This window comes from Streptomyces sp. NPDC043867 (assembly GCF_056435845.1).
The window spans coordinates 110,156-128,686 of sequence record NZ_JBWKDS010000019.1 but is presented as its reverse complement, the minus strand read 5'-3'; the positions used below and the strand labels follow the sequence as shown (position 1 = coordinate 128,686).

Annotated in this window: 17 protein-coding genes and 1 pseudogene; 9 read left to right on the top strand and 9 right to left on the bottom strand. The window is 73.8% G+C overall.

Annotated elements, in window-relative coordinates; genetic code table 11:
* Nucleotides 1-36 precede the first annotated feature (36 nt).
* Together AC069T_RS20390 and AC069T_RS20385 are read right to left on the bottom strand one after the other, a co-directional pair.
* Nucleotides 37-1,563, bottom strand: a complete 1,527-nt coding sequence (locus AC069T_RS20390) for a hypothetical protein (RefSeq protein WP_478784080.1) — start codon at nt 1,561-1,563, stop codon at nt 37-39.
* A 125-nt stretch (nt 1,564-1,688) separates the two neighbouring features.
* Nucleotides 1,689-2,393, bottom strand: coding sequence for a GntR family transcriptional regulator (locus AC069T_RS20385; protein ID WP_478784079.1), 705 nt, complete (start codon nt 2,391-2,393; stop codon nt 1,689-1,691).
* Between the two features lie 206 nt (nt 2,394-2,599).
* On the opposite strand from AC069T_RS20385, the gene AC069T_RS20380 reads away from it, so the two are divergent.
* From AC069T_RS20380 to AC069T_RS20365, 4 genes are read left to right on the top strand one after another with little or no spacing between them, the layout of a single operon-like run.
* Nucleotides 2,600-3,919, top strand: coding sequence for an MFS transporter (locus AC069T_RS20380; RefSeq protein WP_478784078.1), 1,320 nt, complete (start codon nt 2,600-2,602; stop codon nt 3,917-3,919).
* A 56-nt stretch (nt 3,920-3,975) separates the two neighbouring features.
* On the top strand, nt 3,976-4,734 hold the full coding sequence (locus tag AC069T_RS20375) for a LamB/YcsF family protein (protein WP_478784077.1): 759 nt from the start codon (nt 3,976-3,978) through the stop codon (nt 4,732-4,734).
* Nucleotides 4,731-5,348 (top strand): 5-oxoprolinase subunit PxpB, encoded by a 618-nt coding sequence (gene pxpB / locus AC069T_RS20370; RefSeq protein ID WP_478784076.1) that lies wholly within the window; start codon nt 4,731-4,733, stop codon nt 5,346-5,348. The genes AC069T_RS20375 and pxpB overlap by 4 nt, the downstream gene beginning before the upstream one ends.
* A complete protein-coding gene (locus AC069T_RS20365) occupies nt 5,345-6,217 on the top strand; it encodes a 5-oxoprolinase subunit C family protein (protein ID WP_478784075.1) in 873 nt (290 codons plus the stop codon). Before pxpB ends, AC069T_RS20365 begins: the two co-directional genes overlap by 4 nt.
* 122 nt (nt 6,218-6,339) lie before the next feature.
* On the opposite strand, the gene AC069T_RS20360 is transcribed toward AC069T_RS20365, so the two are convergent.
* The 4 genes from AC069T_RS20360 to AC069T_RS20345 form a co-directional block, all read right to left on the bottom strand.
* The gene (locus AC069T_RS20360) at nt 6,340-7,596 is read right to left on the bottom strand and encodes a glycosyltransferase (RefSeq protein WP_478784074.1); all 1,257 of its coding nucleotides are present in this window, start codon (nt 7,594-7,596) and stop codon (nt 6,340-6,342) included.
* The gene (locus tag AC069T_RS20355) at nt 7,593-8,717 is read right to left on the bottom strand and encodes a glycosyltransferase family 4 protein (RefSeq protein WP_478784073.1); all 1,125 of its coding nucleotides are present in this window, start codon (nt 8,715-8,717) and stop codon (nt 7,593-7,595) included. The genes AC069T_RS20360 and AC069T_RS20355 overlap by 4 nt, the downstream gene beginning before the upstream one ends.
* Before the next feature lie 138 nt (nt 8,718-8,855).
* Complete coding sequence (locus tag AC069T_RS20350) at nt 8,856-10,274, bottom strand: HEAT repeat domain-containing protein (RefSeq protein ID WP_478784072.1); 1,419 nt, start codon at nt 10,272-10,274, stop codon at nt 8,856-8,858.
* Between the two features lie 301 nt (nt 10,275-10,575).
* Nucleotides 10,576-10,968, bottom strand: a complete 393-nt coding sequence (locus tag AC069T_RS20345; RefSeq protein ID WP_478784071.1) for an ankyrin repeat domain-containing protein — start codon at nt 10,966-10,968, stop codon at nt 10,576-10,578.
* A gap of 334 nt (nt 10,969-11,302) precedes the next feature.
* Here AC069T_RS20345 and AC069T_RS20340 point away from each other — a divergent pair, with 334 nt between their 5' ends.
* Together AC069T_RS20340 and AC069T_RS20335 are read left to right on the top strand one after the other, a co-directional pair.
* Nucleotides 11,303-11,497 carry a hypothetical protein gene (locus AC069T_RS20340; protein ID WP_358852643.1) on the top strand — a complete coding sequence of 65 codons (195 nt, stop codon included), beginning with the start codon at nt 11,303-11,305 and terminating at the stop codon, nt 11,495-11,497.
* 37 nt (nt 11,498-11,534) lie between these two features.
* Nucleotides 11,535-13,202 (top strand): hypothetical protein, encoded by a 1,668-nt coding sequence (locus AC069T_RS20335; RefSeq protein ID WP_478784070.1) that lies wholly within the window; start codon nt 11,535-11,537, stop codon nt 13,200-13,202.
* Between the two features lie 176 nt (nt 13,203-13,378).
* Here the strand turns inward: AC069T_RS20335 and AC069T_RS20330 are convergent, their stop codons facing one another.
* The gene (locus tag AC069T_RS20330; RefSeq protein ID WP_478784069.1) at nt 13,379-14,878 is read right to left on the bottom strand and encodes an SCO1417 family PLP biosynthesis transcription factor; all 1,500 of its coding nucleotides are present in this window, start codon (nt 14,876-14,878) and stop codon (nt 13,379-13,381) included.
* Nucleotides 14,879-14,982: 104 nt separating this feature from the next.
* On the opposite strand from AC069T_RS20330, the gene yczE reads away from it, so the two are divergent.
* The 3 genes and pseudogenes from yczE (at nt 14,983) to AC069T_RS20315 (ending at nt 16,574) form a co-directional block, all read left to right on the top strand.
* Complete coding sequence (yczE, locus tag AC069T_RS20325) at nt 14,983-15,642, top strand: membrane protein YczE (RefSeq protein WP_478784068.1); 660 nt, start codon at nt 14,983-14,985, stop codon at nt 15,640-15,642.
* Nucleotides 15,639-15,886 (top strand): annotated as a pseudogene (locus tag AC069T_RS20320) (glycerophosphodiester phosphodiesterase family protein); the annotation flags it as partial. The gene yczE and the pseudogene AC069T_RS20320, both read left to right, overlap by 4 nt.
* A 313-nt stretch (nt 15,887-16,199) precedes the next feature.
* Nucleotides 16,200-16,574 carry an RNA polymerase-binding protein RbpA gene (locus AC069T_RS20315; protein ID WP_003977404.1) on the top strand — a complete coding sequence of 125 codons (375 nt, stop codon included), beginning with the start codon at nt 16,200-16,202 and terminating at the stop codon, nt 16,572-16,574.
* Nucleotides 16,575-16,726: 152 nt separating this feature from the next.
* Here AC069T_RS20315 and fxsA read toward each other — a convergent pair whose 3' ends face one another.
* Both fxsA and AC069T_RS20305 read right to left on the bottom strand, forming a co-directional pair.
* Nucleotides 16,727-17,293: an FxsA family membrane protein gene (gene fxsA / locus AC069T_RS20310; protein ID WP_478784067.1), complete on the bottom strand. Its 567-nt coding sequence runs from the start codon at nt 17,291-17,293 to the stop codon at nt 16,727-16,729.
* A gap of 73 nt (nt 17,294-17,366) precedes the next feature.
* The gene (locus AC069T_RS20305; protein ID WP_478784066.1) at nt 17,367-18,158 is read right to left on the bottom strand and encodes a polyprenol monophosphomannose synthase; all 792 of its coding nucleotides are present in this window, start codon (nt 18,156-18,158) and stop codon (nt 17,367-17,369) included.
* Nucleotides 18,159-18,531 lie beyond the last annotated feature (373 nt).

The window sequence follows — 18,531 nt, the reverse complement described above, 5'->3', positions numbered from 1 at the left end:
CCGGCGGGCGGACGGTGGCCGGTTCGGGCATGGCGTTCACGCCGCCTCCGTCCGGCCGGCCGCCATTCCGGCCGCGTCCAGCAGGGCCGTCCCGACGATGAGGTCCGCGCCGCCGAACTCGGGATCGTCCAGCTCGGTCCCGTCGTCCACCGCGAACAGCAGCTTCTCCTCGCCCTGCCGGTAGGCGGTGCCGACCGGCGGGCTGGCCGCGTGCACGGCCAGCAGGGCGACCAGATAAGGCAGTTCGGGGTCCTTGTCGCGGGCCTCGGCGAGCAGCCCGGACAGCCGTCGGGGCGCGTCGGCGGGGAGTTCGAGCAGCTGCATGGCGGCGGTCAGCTGCTCCTCGCTGAAGCGGCTGTCGTCCGGAGTGGCGATCAGGTCGGGTTCGGGCATCTCGGCGCCGAGGTGCTCGCGCTCCACGGGCGGCGTCAGCAGTATGTCGACGAGGTCCCCGACCCGCACCGAGACGGGCGTGCGCAGCCCCGTCCCGTGGGTGAAGAAGGCGTCCGTCACGCGCGTCGCCTGCTCCACGGGCAGCGGCAGGACGGGGGCGACCAGGTGACCGTAGAGGTCGATCCCCGAGGTGGTCATGGGGGTGGCGAAGGCCTGCCGGTCCTGTTCGGCGCGGAACAGCGGTCCCGCCTCCAGCAGCCGGGACTGCAACTGCGTGTGCCGCCGGATGCAGTCCTTGACGATGTCCACGAGTTCGGCGGCGCGCCGCTTCTGCTCGGGGTCCTCGGACTCGTCGCGGGCCTTGCGGATGTTGGTGAGGATCGCGTTCTCGTGGCGGTAGCGGTCGGCGACGTGGTCCAGGGCCTCCGCGATCATGTCGGGGACGGCCTGGAGCCAGTCGACCGCGCGCACGTTGCGCCGGGTGGCGTCGAGGGCCCTGCGCAGCGTCTCCGAGTACTGCACGGTGCGGTACCGGGCCTGCTCGGCGGCCAGTTGGGCGTCGGCGAGCCGGCCCCGGCTGATCAGCACCTCCAGCTTGACCTCGGCGGCGATCTGCGCGCTGGTGACGTCCGTGTCGAGGGCACCGACGAGGACGTTGACCGCCTCGTCCGTCGTACGGAGGTAGACACTTCCCCCGTAGCCGGGCACCTCCTCGATCAGCTTGAAGTCGTAGTCACGCCGGACGTACGAACCGTCGGACGCGAACGTGCCGTACACGGCCCGGAAGCCGCGGTCGACACTGCCTACGTTGATCAGGTTCTCCAGGACCCAGCGGGCCACGCGCTCGTGCTCGGCGGCGGGCCGCTGCGGGGCCTGGGCCGCGATGCGGGGGATGAGGCGGGCCACTATCTGGTCGTGGTCGGCGCCCGTGTCGAAGTCCATGTTCAGCGTGATGAGATCGATGGCCGCGAGGGCCACCTCCGCCATCCCGTACACCGAGTACTCGCCCGCGAGGTTGGCCTTGCGTGCGTCGAGGTCGTGCAGCGGCGCGGTGCAGGCGAGCGCGCGCAGCCGCCGCGCCAGACCCTCGTCGGCGGCCGGACCCGGTGCGGGGCGCGGCCCCGCGCTGAGCTGGGGCGGAACACGGTCCGTCGATGCAGGCGAAGTCACGGTGCACAGACTAGGTCCTCGGTCTGACAACGGTCGAAACGGCGCAGAAGCGCCCACGCGGCCGGACGGCCCAACCCGCCCCGTCGGGGCCCGCGGGCCTCGCCAGGACGTGGGCCGCCGCCTGCTCAGCCGACGCCCCCGCCGCCGCCCGACACCCGCCGCCCGTACACCTCGACCAGCCCCGCCAGGGAGTCGTCGAGATAGTCGGCGAGCAGTTTCTCCGCCTCGTCGCGCCGGCCCGCCCGGAGGGTCTGGAGGATCTCGCCGTTGCGGGCCAGATAGGGCTCGTGGAGCCGGCGCGGGTCGTCCACGACGTGGAAGGCGAGCCGCAGTTCGGCGAAGACGCTGCGCATGACCTCGTCCGTGCGGGCGCTCCCGGCGAGCGCCACGAGTTCCCGGTGGAAGTGGATGTTGGCCGTGGAGACGCTCTTCCAGTCACCTTCGTGCGCCGCCCGCCGCCCTTCCGCGACGGCTGCCGCGAGTCCCTCCACGGCGTACGGAGGCTCACCGAGGCTCCGGACGACGGCGCACTCGACGAGGCCGCGGGTGCGGTAGATGTCCGTCACGTCGTCGACGGTCAGCACCCGCACGAAGACACCGCGGTTGAGCTCGTGCACGAGCAGCCGTTCGTGGGTGAGCAGCCGGAACGCTTCGCGCAGGGTGTTGCGGGAGACGCCGAGCGCGCCGCCGATGCTGTCCTCGGACAGCCGCGTCCCGGGCGGGAAGAAGCCGTCGGCGATGCGGCTCCTGAGGATGTCCGAGACCCGCTCGGCCGTGCTGGTACGCCCCAGCAGGGCGCGGTCGTCGGCCAGTCCGGTCAGCTCTGCCATGCCCGGAATTGAATCGTAGATAGGAGGGCGAAACAACGCGGGTATTGAAGGATCGTTCAACGATCCTCTACGTTGACGGGACGACGCCGACCGCATCAGCCCGGCGCTTCGGCACGGCACGGCACGGCACGGAAACAACGCGGAACGGAACGGCACGGCACGGCTCAGTCCCTCAAGCACCCTTCGTCCCTCACTGCGAGGTGCCCATGAGCACGACTCCTCCCCCGCCCGCCCTGGAGCCCGGCCCCGGGGCTGCCGCGACTGAACTCCCCTCCGACGACGGCCCGTTCGGCTGGCTGCACGCGCTCGGACCACGCGGCCGCCGCGCCTTCGCCGGCGCGTTCGGCGGCTATGCCCTGGACTCGTACGACTACTTCACGCTGCCGTTGAGCATGGTCGCGCTGGCCGCCCACTTCGGCCTGGACAGCGGCCGGACCGGGCTGTTCACCACGGTCACGCTGGTCGTCTCGGCGGTCGGCGGCGCCGTCGCCGGTGTGGTCGCCGACCGGATCGGACGCGTCAAGGCACTGATGATCACCGTGATCACGTACGCGGTCTTCACCGTGGCCTGCGGCTTCGCCCCCGACTACGAGACGCTGCTGGTGTTCCGGGCGTTGCAGGGCCTCGGTTTCGGCGGGGAGTGGGCGGTCGGCGCGATCCTCGTCGCCGAGTACGCGAGCTCCCGGCACCGCGGGCGCACCCTCGGCGCGGTCCAGAGTTCCTGGGCCGTGGGCTGGGGGCTGGCCGTCGTCGTCTACACGCTGGTCTTCCAGTTCGTCGGCGACGACCTCGCGTGGCGGGTGATGTTCTGGACGGGCGCGCTGCCCGCGCTGCTCGTCGTGTGGGTGCGACGCCGGGTGCACGACGCCCCGGAGGCCGCCGCCGAACGGAGGAGGAACCCCCAGAAGGGCTCCTTCACGGCCATCTTCAAACCCGGGAACGCCGACGGCCCCGGCCTGCTGCGCACAACCGTCTTCGCGGGGCTGCTCTCCACCGGCGTCCAGGGCGGCTACTACACGCTGGCCACCTGGGTGCCCACCTACCTGAAGACCGAACGCGGTCTGTCCGTCGTCGGTACCGGCGGCTACCTAGCGCTGCTGATCTCCGGAGCCTTCCTCGGCTACCTCACCGGCGGCCATCTGACCGACAGGCTGGGCCGCAAGCGCAACATCCTGCTCTTCGCGGTCCTGTCCTCCCTCGGCATCCTCGTCTACGCGAACATCCCCGGCGGCGCCGACACCCTTCTCCTGGTGCTCGGTTTCCCGCTCGGCTTCTGCATGTCGGCGATCTTCAGCGGTTTCGGCTCGTTCCTCAGCGAGCTGTACCCGACGGCGGTCCGGGGCACCGGGCAGGGCTTCACGTACAACACGGGCCGCGCGGTGGGTGCCGTCTTCCCCACCCTGGTCGGCTTCCTGGCCGGCAGCTGGGGCGTCGGCGGCGCGCTGGTCTTCGGCGCGATCGGCTACGGCCTGGCGGCGCTGGCACTCCTCGGACTTCCCGAGACCCGCGGGAGGGAGCTCCGGTGAACCCGCACCGCTCAGAGAGCAGTACCGCGTAGCCTGAACAGGAGAACGGAAGAGCCATGACCCTGATCGATCTGAACGCCGACCTCGGCGAGGGCTTCGGCCGCTGGCGGCTGACCGACGACGAGCAGCTGCTGTCCGTCGTCACCAGCGCCAACGTGGCCTGCGGCTTCCACGCCGGGGACGCGATCACCATGCGGCGGGTGTGCGAGCTCGCGGCCGGTCGCGGCGTGCGGATCGGCGCCCAGGTCTCCTACCGGGACCTGGCGGGGTTCGGGCGGCGCGCGATGGACGTGCCATCCGACGAGCTGGCGGCCGAAGTGGCCTACCAGATCGGCGCCCTGGAGGTCTTCGCCCGGGCGGCCGGCACGCGCGTGTCGTACGTGAAACCGCACGGGGCGCTCTACAACCGGGTGGTGCACGACGAGGAGCAGGCGGGCGCGGTCGTCGCCGGCGTCCTGCTCGCGGACCCCGCTCTCCCCGTCCTCGGCCTGCCGTCCTCCCGCCTGCTCGACCTGGCGCGGAAGGCGGGGCTGCCGGCCGTCACCGAGGCGTTCGCCGACCGCGCGTACACCTCGGAGGGCACTCTGGTCCCCCGTACCGAGGACGGCGCCGTGATCACGGACGGGGACACGGTCGTCGAGCGGTCGGTGGACCTGGCCCGCTCCGGTGTGGTCGCGTCCCGTTCCGGGGAGCGGATCACGGTCCGGGCCCGCTCCCTGTGCCTGCACGGCGACACCCCGGGCGCGGTGGACCTCGCCCGCCGGGTCCGCGCCCGCCTGGAGGCCTCCGGTGTCCGTGTGGAGGCGTTCACGTGAGGGCGCTCGCGGTGGGCGGCCACGCCCTGCTGGTCGAGGTCTCCTCGGGCGAGGCGGCCCAGGCCCTGCACGCCGAGCTGCTGCGCCGCCGCGCGGACGGTGACCTGAGCGCGGGGGAGATCGTGCCCGCGGCGCGCACGGTCCTCCTGGACGGCGTGCCGGACCCCGTCCGGCTCGCGGAGCGGCTCGCCGCGTGGGAGATCCCGCCGCTGCCCGCGCGCACGGAGCAGGCCGTGGAGATCCCCGTGCGGTACGACGGTCCCGACCTGGCCGAGGTCGCGGCCCGGTGGGGGGTGCCTCCCCGGGAGGTCGCGGAGATCCACGCGGCCACCGAGTTCCGCGTCGCCTTCTGCGGGTTCGCGCCCGGCTTCGGCTATCTCACCGGGCTCCCCTCCCGGTACGACGTCCCCCGGCGCGCGACCCCGCGGACGGCGGTCCCCGCGGGATCCGTGGGCCTCGCGGGCCCCTACACGGGCGTGTACCCGCGCTCGTCGCCCGGGGGCTGGCAGCTGATCGGCACCACGGACGCGGTCCTGTGGGACCACCGCAGGGAGCCGGCGGCGCTGTTGGCCCCGGGCACACGCGTCCGCTTCGTACCCGCGGGGCGCTCATGACGGACCGCGCGCTCGCCGTCGTCCGCGCCGGCGCCCTGACCACGGTGCAGGACCGGGGGCGCCCCGGCCACGCCCACCTCGGCGTACCGCGCTCCGGAGCACTCGACGCGCCGGCCGCCGCCCTGGTGAACCGGCTCGTCGGGAACCCGCCCGGCGCGGCGGTCCTGGAGACCACGCTCGACGGCTGTGCCGTGCGGCCGCGCTGCGCGGTCACCGTGGCGGTGGGCGGCGCGCCCTGTCCGGTCACGGTGGACGGACGGCCGGTCCCCTGGGGCGCGCCCGTCAGGGTCCCCGGCGGGGCGCTGCTGGACGTCGGTCCCGCGCGCGCGGGCGTCCGCGCCTACCTGGCCGTGTCCGGCGGAGTGGCCGTCGAGCCGGTGCTCGGCAGCCGGTCCACCGACCTCCTCTCGGGACTCGGCCCTCCCCCTCTCACGGACGGCACGGTGCTTCCGCTCGGACCCGTGAGCGGCATCCCCGCGCGCGTGGACGTCGTCCCGCAGCCGGCGCCGCCCCGCGAACTGGTGCTGCGCGTGACGCCGGGGCCGCGCGACGACTGGTTCACCGCGGCGGCCCTGCGCACGCTCACGGCAGGGACCTACCGGGTGTCCTCCGCAAGCAACCGCATCGGCCTGCGCACGGAGGGACCAGCCCTGGAGCGGGCCGTGTCCGGGGAGCTGCCCAGCGAGGGCATGGTCCTCGGCGCGGTCCAGGTCCCGCCGGACGGCAGGCCGGTGGTCTTCCTCGCGGACCACCCGACCACCGGCGGCTACCCGGTGATCGCGGTCGTCCACCCGCCCGACCTTCCCGCGTCAGCCCAGGCCGTGCCCGGAACACCAGTCCGCTTCATGACGAGCCACCACCGCCCCTGACCCGCCGGAACCCCGGCCACGCCGCGCCCGGCACATCGGTGCGCCTCGCAGCGACGCGCCCCCGCCGGTGACCAGCCGGAACCCCGGCCACGACCACCGGCGAACGGCCGCGCCCGGCACGATCACCGGCGTACGGGTGTGCCCGGCTCGGTTGCGGTCGTCGGCACGCCCGGCCCGTCTGTCGGGGCGCCCGCGCCGTCCTCCGCCGGGCCGGGCATCCGGGGCGCCGCGTCGTGCGCGGCGAGGAACGCCTCCACGGCGGCGCCCCATCCGAAGCACTCGGCACGCGCGCGTGCGGCCCTCCTCCGCTCGGCCTCGGGTCGCGCCAGGAGCGAGTCCACCGCGTCCGCGAAGGACTCCCCGTCGTCCGCGGCGGTCGCACCGGCGGACCCGACGACCTCGGGGAGCGCGGACGACGCGCTGGCCACGACGGGCGTACCGCAGGCCATCGCCTCCAGGGCGGCGAGCCCGAAGGTCTCCGCGGGCCCCGGCGCGAGACACACGTCGGCGGACGCCTGGAGCGCGCCCAGAGCCGCCCGGTCGGCGACGTGTCCGAGAAACGTCACGGGCAGCCCCCGCTCCCTGGCCCGCACTGCGAGCCGACCGCGCAGGGGTCCGTCCCCGGCCACGACGAGCACCGCGTGCCGCCCACGCCGCAGCAGCGCCTCCAGGGTGTCGAGCGCGGTGCCGGGCCGCTTCTCGACCGAAAGGCGCGAGCACATCACCAGCAGGGTCTGCCCCGCGCGCGCGTGCCGTGCCCGCACCCCCGGGTCCCGCAGCGCGGGGTGCCGCCCGGCCAAATCGACGCCCAGGGGAGCCCGTACGACGTTGCGGGCGCCGATCCGCACGAACTCCCGCTCGGCGAACTCCGTGGTGCACACCACGCGCGCGTAGGTGTGTGCCGTACGGGTGTTGAGGGAGTCGGCGGTACGCCGGGCCAGCCCCTCGGGCAGCCCCCAGGTCCGCAGCACGCCGTCGGCGCTCTCGTGGGAGACCATCACGGCCGGCACCCGGGCCCGCCGCGCCCACACCCCGGTCCAGCGCAGCGTGGTCCGGTCGGAGACCTCCAGCCGGTCGGGCGCGAGGGCCTCCAGCAGGGCGGCCACCCGCCGCCGGTCCGTGAGCGCCCGGTAGCCGCCGGTGCCGGGCAGCAGCGGCCCGGGAAGGGTGATCACCCGGCCCTGCCCGGTCTCCCGGTCGGTGACCCGCTCGCCGGGGACGATCAGAACGGGCTCGTGCCCGGCCGCCCGGTACCCGGCGCCCAGCTCCCGCAGCGCGGTCCGCAGACCGCCCGAGGCGGGGGTGACGAAGTTCGCCAGCCGTACGATCCGCAGGCCGGTCCGCCCACCCGTACGGCCCGTGACGGTGCGCGCGGTCATGCCGCCACCGCCGTCCGTGCCGCGAGCACGTCCGTGTAGTGACCGATCAGGTCGTCGCCGACGGCGGCCCAGGTGCGGCCCTCCACGGCGGCCCGCCCGGCGCTCCCGTAGGCCGTCCGCAGCGCCGGGTCGGCGGCGAGCGACCACACCGCGTCCCGCACCGCGGCCGGGTCGCGCGGCGGGACGAGGAGGCCGGTGCGTCCGTGGGCCACCAGGTCGAGCGGCCCGCCCGCCGCGGGCGCGACGACCGGCACTCCGCTCGCCATCGCCTCCTGCACGGTCTGGCAGAACGTCTCGAAGGGCCCGGTGTGCACGAAGACGTCCAGCGAGGCGAAGATCCGGGCGAGGTCGTCGCCGGTGCGGCGGCCGAGGAAGACGGCGCCGGGGAGCGCCGCGTCGAGCGCCGGCCGGCTCGGTCCGTCACCCACGACCACGACCCGCACGCCCGCGATCCCGCAGGCCCCGGCCAGCAGTTCGACCTGCTTCTCGGGGGCGAGGCGGCCGACGTATCCGACGATCAGCTCGCCGTCGGGCGCCAGCTCCCGGCGGAGTGCCTCGTCCCGCCGCCCGGGGTGGAAGCGGTCCGTGTCGACTCCGCGCGGCCACAGCCGCACCCGGGGCACCCCGTGCGCCCGCAGATCGTGCAGGGCCGCGCTGGAGGGGGCCAGCGTGCGGTGGGCGGCCGCGTGGACGGAGCGGATGCGCCGCCAGGCGGCGGCCTCCCCCGCCCCCATGTACGTACGGGCGTAGCCGGCGAGGTCGGTCTGATAGACGGCCACGGCGGGGACGCCGAGCCGGGTGGCGGCGGCCATGCCGCGCACGCCCAGCACGAAGGGGCCCGCCAGGTGGACGAGGTCGGCGCGGTGTTCGGTGATCGCCGCGGCGACGCGTCGGCTCGGGAGGGCGACCCGGACCTGGGCGTAGCCGGGCAGCGGCAGGGAGGGGACCCGGACGACGGGGCACGGCGCGAGCGCGTCGGACCCAGCCCCGGCCGCGGTGGCCGGGGCTACGACGAGGGGGGTGTGCCCGCGGTCGGCGAGATGCCCGGCGGTCTGCAGGGCGCAGTGGGCCACGCCGTTGACGTCGGGGGGAAAGGACTCGGTGACGATGACGACACGCATACCGGTGTTGTCGTCGCACCGGACGTGGCCACGTCAACGTCGATCTTTCCTGGCGAGGAACGTCCCATGAGCGTTGCGCTGCGCACCCGGGCGGTTCGGCCGGCGGCCACGAACGCCCGCCGCCGGGTCATCCGGTGTTCACACGGCGGGCATGTCGGGCCCGATCCGGCTGCGTACGGCCGTCTGCACCTCGGCCTCCTCGGCCGGGTCCGCGGCGAGCCGGCGCAGCTGGTCGACGACGCGGGTGTCGCCGGTCTCGGCGTGCCGTGCGGCGACCTCGCGGGTGGATTCCTCGCAGTCCCACAGGCATTCGACGGCGAAGCCGGCGGGGAAGGAGGGGTCGGTGGCGGCGAGGGCGCGGGCGGCCCGGCCGCGCAGCTGGGAGGAGGCGGTCTCGCGGTAGACGTGGCGCAGGACGGGCCCGGCGGAGGCGATGCCGAGGCGTCCGGCGCCGTCCACGAGCGTCCACAGGGTCGGTGCGTCGGGGCCCTCGCCCCGCACCGCTTCCCGCAGCGCCCCGAGGACCAGGTCGCTGTCCTGGGCGCCGCCCCGGCAGGCGAGCATCCGCCCGGCGGCGGTTCCGAGGGCGTCGGGGCGGTGGGCCCAACTTCGTGCCCGGTCGATGGCGGCGGCACTGCGCATCCGCTCGAAGGCGTCCACGGCGGCGTCCACGACCAGTGCTGTGCCGGCGGCCGCGGCGCCTTCGATCAGATCGAGAGCGCCGGGATCATCGCTGTCGGCGAGGTAGCGCAGGGCGGTGCAGCGGGCTCCGTCACCGCCGGTGCGGGCGGCCTCGACGATCCCGGGACGGTCCTCCGGTCCCGCGACGGCGGACAGGCAGCGGGCGGCGGGGACGTGGAGCGCGGCTCCGCGTTCGAGGCCCTCCTGGGCCCAGTGGAAGACGGCCTGCACGCTCCAGCCGGGCCGCGGCCCGGCCGGTCGCATCTGGCGTTGCCAGCGGTCGAAGGAGCCCTGTTCCTGAGCGGCGCGCACGCGTGCGCCGACCGAGGCGCGCGGATCCTCGGCCCACAGCCGCCAGGGCCGGGGCTCGAAGGCGTCGCGCACGTGCGCGGCCAGTTCGGCCTCGCCGGCCGCGCCGGCGGGGAAACGGGCCAGTACGGGGGCGGCGAGGCTGCGCAGGCCCGCGTCGTCGTCGCGCAGGGCCAGCTCGTCGAGGGCCCAGGCCCAGTTGGTGCCGGCGGCCGCGTACCTGCGGAGCAGCTCCAGCGCGTCGCGCCTGCCGTACGAGGCGAGGTGGCCGAGGACCGCGAGGGCGAGCCCCGTGCGTGACTCGCAGGTGTCGAGGATGTCCTCGGTGTCGAAGAGGTGCCGCTCGATCGCGTCGAGCTCACCGCTCAGGTCGAGGTAGAGCCGGGCGTAGTAGAGGGAGCGGTTTTCCACCTGCCAGTCGTGGCGGGGGTCGCGCAGCACACAGTGGTTGAGCGCCGCGAGCGCTTCGGCGCGCGGTGCGGTGAGCGCGTGCAGCGTGCCGTCGCCGCGGCCCCTCTGGAGCAGGCCGAGCAGCGTACCGCTGGGCGCTATGACCGGATCGAACATGGGAAACAGCCTCACATCAAGCGTCGACGCAACCGGGGATCGTGCTTTACCTGGCCGCGTGACAACACGTCGGGGCGCCCGCCGTTTCCTGCTTGCTGTAGACCATCTTCCTCTGCCTCTCGTCGGTGGCCCGTGCGGGCCGCGTCACGGCCCGCGCGGTGCGGCAACACCTGCCCGGCCATCGCGTCCGTGAATCACGACGTCATGATGACCCAGCGGTTCTTCCTGCCGCGACCGCATTTCCGGCGGCCCCGTACCGCCTCCCCCGTTTTTTGTGTTCTGCCTGGTCAGGGCGTTGAGATCAGTGCGCGCCGAACAACTGGAGCAGTTCCGTCCGGGCGAACATCCGGGCGGTGTCGACCGCCGACGGCGTGCCCGCGGCGGGATCGGCGCCGCCGTCGAGGAGCACCCGGATCACGGCTTCCTCGCCCTTGAAGACGGCTCCGGCGAGGGGGGTCTGGCCCCGGTCGTTGATCCGGTCGGCCTCCGCGCCGCGCTCCAGCAGGGCGCGCACCGCGTCCGCGTGGCCGTGATAGGCGGCGAGCATCACGAGGGTGTCGCCGCGGTCGTTGGTGAGGTTGGCGGGGACGCCCGCGTCGACGTACGACACGAGCGCCTCGGTCTCGCCGCGGCGCGCCAGATCGAAGATCTTGGTCGCCAGCTCCACGACCTCGGGGTCGGGGGCTTCACTCATCGGCCGGACCGCCTCTCACTACGACTGTTTCGGGACTGCGGGAGCTTACGGCAGCGCGCGCCGCCGTCGTGCCGGGAGGGTACGGCGGCGAGCGGCGCGGCCGTACGGGTGAATCGCCAGCGTACTGGCTCCGGGAGCACATGAGCGGTGCCGCCCGAGGCAAAGATCACCCCGGACACCGCCGGACGCGTCAGCGCACCTCGGGTGGCTCCGACGGCTCGACCGTCCGGGGGAAATCTGGGGAATTTCACTCAGTTGCACCTTTTATCGTATGGATACATGCTGTGAGCCTGGAAGAACTCATGGTGACTGTCCCCACAACCAGGAGCCAAAAATGATTTTGTCCATCTCCGGCGTCGTCCTCCTCGGGATCATCGTCTTCCTCTTCTTCCGCAAGGACGGCCTCAAGGCGTCGCACGCCATGGTCTCCGCGCTCTTCGGCTTCTACCTCGCCAGCACGGCCCTCGCGCCGAGCATCAAGGCGGGCGGCGAGAGCCTGGCGGGCCTCCTCGGCGGCATCAGGTTCTGAGGCCCCTCCCCTACGCACGCACGATCAGGAGACAGCAGTGGCGCGGCGCCCTCTTCCCCGCATTCTGAGCAACGGCAGCACACCGATCGCCCGGAGCCGGGAGCTGGCCCGGACGGCGGCCGACAGCGCCACCGACGTCCTCCACCCGCTGATCACGATCACTCGTGGACTGCGCCGGCTGGCGGGAGCCGGGCGGCGCAGGTGGGCCGAGACACCGAAGGACCGGCGCGGGCCGCTCCTGTTCCTGGTCGCCTCGGTGGTCCTCGTAGTGGCTCTCGTGCCGTACGGGCCGCTGCTGGCCGTCACCACGGTGATGGCGGCAGCGGCCTGGAAGGGCCGCGAACCCCGGTCGTCGGAGCCCGAGGGCCCCGACGAGCCGCAGACCAAGCGCCTGCAGTCGCTGTACGAGGCGCTCGTCCCGTACTTCTCCGCCGCGGAGGACCCCGCTCCGCTGTACGCCCACGGCGGCGAGTGGGAGCAGGCCTTCCCGTCGTACGAGTTCGACGCCACGGGCCGGGTCTCACGGCTGCTCGTCCGCTATCCGGCGTATTTCACGGACGGTGAGGCGGAGTCCCGCGCCCGTATCGAGCAGTTGCTGCACACCAAGTCGGGGCGCGGCCGCGAGTACCACTTCGTCTGGGACGAGGAGGGCAACGAACTGTCGGTCTCGGTGCTGTCCCCGCTGCCCACCGACATCGCCGCCCAGCGCTTCGTCACGGCGCCCGGCGAGACCGTCCTCGGTTTCACCGACCCGGGCGATGTCCCGCGTACGCTCCCGCTCACCCACGGCGAGGAGCAGCGCGACGTTCCCCCCGTCGTGTGGCGCACGGGCGTCCGCTCGACGGAGCCGCACCTGCTGGTCGTGGGCGAGCCGGGGAGCGGCACGACCACGCTGCTGCGTTCGATCGCGCTGCAGGCGCTCCAGCACGGCGACGTCCTGATCGTCGAGGGCGGCGGGACCGGCGAGTTCGCCTGCCTGACCGGCCGCAACGGCGTGCTGGCCGTCGAGTGCGGCCTGACCGGCGCGTGCACCAGCCTGGAATGGGCGGCGCACGAGACGGAGCGCCGGCTCGCCGCCGCGAACCGCGCGCGGCAGGCCGGCCGTCCCGCGCCGGACGACATCAGGCGTCCCCTGTGGATCCTCGTGGACCGTCCCAGCACGCTCGGTCCGCCGGCCGCAGCCGCCGGCCGCGAGGATCCCCAGTCGCTGCTGGAGGTTCCGCTCCGGCACGGGCGCGCGGCCAATGTCACGGTCGTCGTGGCCGACCAGTTCGACGGCCTCGACGCCCTCTCCGACGCGGTGCGCCGGCACACCCGGGCGCGCGTGGTCCTCGGCCCGGCGTCCGCCTCGCAGCTCCAGGCGGTCCTGGGGGTGCCCCCGCACACCACGCCCACTGCGGACACGCCGGCCGGGCGGGGTTACGCCCGGCTGGGTTCGGGACCGGTCCACCGCCTCCAGGTCCCGGCCACCCCGGACCCGTACGACGACGCGACGAGCGAGGCCCATCGCCGCGCGGTGCTCGACCTGCTTCCCGACCACACGTCTCCGGTCGGTCCCGAGCACGTGGTCCCGGTGGAGGCGGAGGTGGAGATGGACAAGGAGCTGCAGAAGGACCTGGAGAAGAAGCCCGTCGGGAAGGCGGAGCCCCGCTCCGTCCCGGTGCTGGAGCCCATGACGACCGAGGTCGCCGCCGCGGAGAGCTGAGGGTCCCGGACCGTGGCGCACGTCCGGAGCGCACGTCCGGAGCGCACGTCCGGAGCGCACGTCCGGAGCGCACGTCCGGAGCGCACGTCCGGAGCGCACGTCCGGAGCGCACGTCCGGAGCCGGCCGCGCGCCGGCCGCGCGCCGGCCGGCCCGGGACCGACGTCCCGGGCCGGGCCTACGCCACGAAGGTGCGCGGTGCGTCCGACCCGGTGCTCGCGCCCGTCTCCACCAGCCGGGCCGCCGCGGCCAGCCGCACCGCCGCCTCCTCGGCCACCGCGCCCGCCACCGTGAACGGCAGCCGCACATACCCCTCGAAGGCACCGTCCACCCCGAAGCGCGGCCCCGAGGGGACCCGCACCCCGACCCGCTCCCCCGCCTCGGCGATCCGCGAGCCCGACAGGCCTCCGGTGCGCACCCACAGCGTGAGACCGCCGCGGGGGACGGAGAACTCCCAGTCGGGCAGCTCCCGGCGGACGGCGGAGACCAGCGCGTCGCGGTTCTCCCGGGCCTGCTCCCGGCGCACCTCCACGGCCTGCTCCCAGCCGCCGGTGCTGAGCAGCCAGTTCACCGCGAGCTGCTCCACGACGGGTGTCCCCAGATCGGCGTACGCGCGCGCGGAGACCAGGCTGCGGATGACGTCGGGGGCCGCCCGCACCCAGCCGATGCGCATGCCGGCCCAGAACGCCTTGCTGGCCGACCCGACCGTGATCACCGTCGACCCGGCGGGGTCGAACCCGCAGACGGGGCGCGGCATGTCGACGTCCGCGTCCAGGTGCAGTTCGTTCATCGTCTCGTCGACGACGAGCACGGTCCCCGCGGAACGCGCCGCGTCCACCAGCCGGCGCCGCTGGTCCTCGTCGGCCAGGGCACCGGTCGGATTGTGGAAGTCGGCGACCACGTAGGCCAGCCGGGGCGCGGCCTCCCGCAGCACCTGCCGCCAGCGGTCCAGGTCCCACCCCGCGAGCCCCTCGGCCATGGCGACCGGCACCAGCCGGGCGCCGGCCTCCCGCATCAGCTGCAGGATGTTGGCGTACGAGGGCGACTCGACGGCGATACGTTCGCCGCGTCCCGCGAACAGGTGGCAGATCGCGTCGATGGCACCCATCGCGCCGGTGGTCACCATGATCTGTTCGGGCATGGTGGGGATGCCGCGCGCGGTGTACCGCTCGGCGAGCATCGAGCGCAGCGCGGGCAGCCCCGCCGGATAGTCGCCGTGGGTGTGCGCGTACGGCGGCAGCTCCTCCAGCGCGCCCTGCACCGCGCGGGTCAGCCACGGTTCGGGCGCGGGCAGTGCCGCCGTACCGAGGTCGATCATGGAGCCCAGCGCCTCGGGCGGCAGGGGTTCGAGGCCGCGGGCGGGCAGCGGGTTCCCCGCCGGCACCGAGGTCCAGCTGCCCGCGCCCCGCCGGGACTCCAGGAACCCTTCGCCGCGCAGCGCCTCGTACGCGGCGGCGACCGTGGTGCGGCTGACCGACAGGGCCAGCGCGAGCTCGCGCTCGGCGGGCAGCCGGGCGGCGACCGGCACCCGGCCCTCGAGCACCAGCAGCCGGATGCCGTCGCCGAGCGCGCGGTAGGCCGGGGGGCGGCGGGTGCCGGGTCCGGCGGGGCGCTCCTGCTGGGAGGTGAGCAGCCGGGCGAGCTGCGCCGCCCCCACCGCCGAAGTCCACTGCGCCATGATTCCAGTCCACCTTCCCCGAATTGGCCATGGATAGCGTCTGTTGCCAAGCCACAGAGTGTCATGCGTCAGGCCACTGCGACCACACGGGGGTTCCGTTGTCCATGCGTCCCGAGTCCGGGCGGCGGCTCCCGGGCCGACTCGTCCGGCTCTACGCCGGCCTCGCGCTGTACGGCGCCAGCTCCGCGCTGCTCGTGAAGTCGGGTCTCGGGCTGGAGCCGTGGAACGTGCTGCACCAGGGCCTGGCCGAGCTGACCGGGCTGACCATCGGGGTGGTGTCGATCGTCGTCGGGGCGGGCGTCCTGCTGCTGTGGATACCGCTGCGCCAGCGGCCCGGGCTCGGCACGGTCTCCAACGTCTTCGTGGTCGGCATCGCCATGGACGGCACCCTCGCCCTGGTGCCCGACGCGCACGGTACGGCCGTCCGGGTCGCGCTCCTCGGCGCGGGCATCGTGCTCAACGGGATGGCGACGGGCCTGTACATCACGGCGGGCTTCGGTGCCGGCCCGCGGGACGGCCTGATGACGGGCCTGCACCGGCGCACCGGCCGCTCGATCCGCCTGATGCGCACCGGCGTCGAGGTGACCGTGGTCGCCACCGGCTTCGCCCTCGGGGGAACCGTCGGCATCGGCACCGTCCTCTACGCGCTGGCCATCGGCCCGCTCGCCCAGCTCTTCCTGCGCCTCTTCGCCGCCGCGCCGGCACCGGCCGGCAGCACGGTCGTCGCCGCAGGTCGAGCGGAGGGCGCGGCACTGCCCCGGTGAGCACGCACCCACGTCGCCCCTACCTCGACCGCCCGGCCCGATCGCCTTCGCGCACCGGGGCGGAGCGGCGGACGGCCTGGAGAACACCCCGCTCCAGGTGCGGCGGGCGGTCGAGACGGGCTACCGCTACCTGGAGGCGGACGTGCACGCCACGGCCGACGGCCGGCTCGTCGCCTTCCACGACGCGACCCTCGACCGCGTGACCGACGGGTCGGGCCGGATCGCGCACCTTCCCTGGGACGACAGGTCCCGGTACGACGGGCCGTACGCGACGCGGGCAACCCGAACCCGCCAGGATTTAGCGCGCAACGCCAAAGGCCGGTAGTGTACGCCTTTGGCCTGCCTGGCGTACCGTTACTGCGCGTCAAAGACGACGAAACGCGGGGTCACATCTGTTGATAGATGTGACAAACCGGGTGCTGGTGGGTACAACAAGGGGCGGCTACGACGGCGACGCATGACCCCCAACGGGAATCTTTACCGCCGACCGGACGTTGACCGGATGACGACGACAGCGACACCTGTCCTGTGGGCGACAAGCCCGGGAGGCACGATTCATGAGTGAGCGAGCTCTTCGCGGCACGCGCCTCGTGGTGACCAGCTACGAGACGGACCGCGGCATCGACCTGGCCCCGCGCCAGGCCGTGGAGTACGCATGCGAGAAGGGGCACCGGTTTGAGATGCCCTTCTCGGTCGAGGCGGAGATCCCGCCCGAGTGGGAGTGCAAGGTCTGCGGGGCCCAGGCACTCCTGGTGGACGGCGACGGCCCTGAGGAAAAGAAGGCCAAGCCCGCGCGTACGCACTGGGACATGCTGATGGAGCGGCGTACCCGAGAGGAACTCGAAGAGGTCCTCGAGGAGCGCCTGGCCGTTCTGCGCTCAGGCGCGATGAACATCGCGGTACATCCGCGGGACAGCCGCAAGTCCGCGTAATCCCTCCGGGGGTTGGGCGGCATACCGACACACGCACGACGACCGCGGGCACCGTACGTTCTGTACGGTGCCCGCGGTCGTCCTGCGTTCCGCACTCGCCGCGCACGCTCCGGCCGGGCGGCGAGGCCCGGCCCGAGCGTGCGCGGCTCTGCTCAGCGGCCGAGCGGCGGCGTCGGTCCCTGATCCCGCGGGCCCTCGTCCCTGATGACCTCGCCCTGGACGACCTTTCCGTCGGGGCGGTGCATCCGGGACTGCTCGAAGGCGTCCTGGAAGGTGCCCGGGACGGTCGCGCGGATCCTGCGGTCGACGGCGCGCTCGGTGTAGGCGCTGACGGCCTTCTGGACCGGGGGGACCAGCAGGAGGAGTCCCAGGACGTCGGAGATCAGGCCCGGGAGCATCAGCAGCAGACCGCCCAGCATCATCGGGCCGTTGCCCCGGGTGCTGCCGCCGGTGGGCGGCACACCGCTCTGCTGCTGTTGCAGCGTCTCGCTCAGATTGCGGAAGGCCCGGCGCCCGGCCCGCTTGATCACCACACCGCCGAGCACGAACCCGGCGACGACCAGCAGCAGGACCGCGCCGCCGCCCGCCACGCCCGCGACCACGGTCAGCAGCCAGATCTCCAGCACCAGCCAGGCGGCGATGCCGAGCGGCAGGAACGTACGCAGCCGGGAACGCCGGGGCCGGACGGGGTGCGCGGGGGTCGGAACGCCAGTCGTCATGCACCCAGTGTGCCCGGGCCCGGCTCAGCACGGGATAAGGGAAGGATCAGCCGAACCTGTGCGTCGGTGCCGCTCAGAGGGTCTTGCGTCCCAGGACCTTGCCGGCCCGCTCCCGCACGCCCCAGCTGGTGACCCGCCACAGGGCCTCCACGAGGATGTCGCGGCTCATCTTGGAGTCGCCCAGTTCCCGCTCGACGAAGGTGATGGGCACCTCGACGACGTGGTAGCCGGCCTTCACGGCGCGACGGGCGAGGTCGACCTGGAAGCAGTAACCCTGTGAGGCCACTTCGCCCAGGCCGAGGCCCTTCAGGGTCTCGGCCCGGAAGGCGCGGTAGCCGCCGGTGACGTCCCGGATCGGTACGTCGAGCAGGACCCGCGAGTAGAGGCTGCCGCCGCGAGAGATGAACTCCCGGGACTTGGGCCAGTTCACGACCCGGCCGCCCGGCACCCAGCGGGAGCCGAGCACGAGGTCGGCCCCCTTGAGGGCGGTCAGCAGCCGGGGCAGTTCCTCGGGCTGGTGGGAGCCGTCGGCGTCCATCTCGATGAGTACGTCGTAGCCGTGCTCCATGCCCCAGCGAAAGCCCGCGAGGTAGGCGGCGCCGAGGCCCTCCTTGCCCTTGCGGTGCAGCACCTGGACGTGCTCGTCGCCCACGGCCAGCTCGTCGGCGAGTTTGCCCGTGCCGTCGGGGCTGTTGTCGTCGGCCACGAGAACGTGCGCATCGGGCACGGCGGCCCGCACCCGGGCGACGATCTTCTTGATGTTCTCCGCCTCGTTGTAGGTCGGAATGATCACCAAGGCCTTCCCGAGGGGGCCGAACTGTCTCCCCTGGGCTCCTGCCGCGAGGGTCCCGTCGCCGTCGTTCACCACTGCCCCTTCATGTCCGTACGCAGGGGACCACCATAGTGGCCGCGGCCTGCGTTGCCGTGTCGGCACGTACGCGTACGGGGTGTCCGTTCCCGCCGGAGCCGTGCGGGCGAGGCGCCGGCCCCCTGCCGGACGAACCCTGCGGATCGGGGCCCGGCGCCCTTCGGGCCGACCAGGGACCCGCTGGCTGCGGGTCGACCGAAAGCCGTTGTCTACTGAACGTCCGGGCCCCACCCGGGTCGCACCTTCCCCCGCGCTCCTGCGGAGCGGGGAGGGACCCATCCGGCCGGAACGTTCCCCCGCCCCGTGGCGCGGGCGCTGGGCCTGGCACCCGGTGGTGGTGTGCCGGTGCGGCACACCATCCCTGGCCCAG